Source organism: Methylobacterium sp. ap11, from assembly GCF_900110515.1.
Classification (GTDB): domain Bacteria; phylum Pseudomonadota; class Alphaproteobacteria; order Rhizobiales; family Beijerinckiaceae; genus Methylobacterium; species Methylobacterium ajmalii.
On record NZ_FOEB01000011.1, the window covers coordinates 1 to 276 of the forward strand.

At 56.2% G+C, this 276-nt stretch carries 1 rRNA gene; it reads right to left on the reverse strand.

Going from position 1 to position 276, the window contains the following annotated elements:
• Positions 1-276, reverse strand: a 16S ribosomal RNA gene (locus BMX97_RS17145); the annotation flags it as partial.

Genomic DNA, 276 nt, shown 5'->3' on the forward strand with positions numbered 1-276 from the left:
TAGCCGGGGCTTATTCCTCCGGTACCGTCATTATCGTCCCGGAGAAAAGAGCTTTACAACCCTAAGGCCGTCATCACTCACGCGGCATGGCTGGATCAGGGTTGCCCCCATTGTCCAATATTCCCCACTGCTGCCTCCCGTAGGAGTCTGGGCCGTGTCTCAGTCCCAGTGTGGCTGATCATCCTCTCAGACCAGCTACTGATCGTCGCCTTGGTGAGCCATAACCTCACCAACTAGCTAATCAGACGCGGGCCGATCCTTCGGCAGTAAACCTTT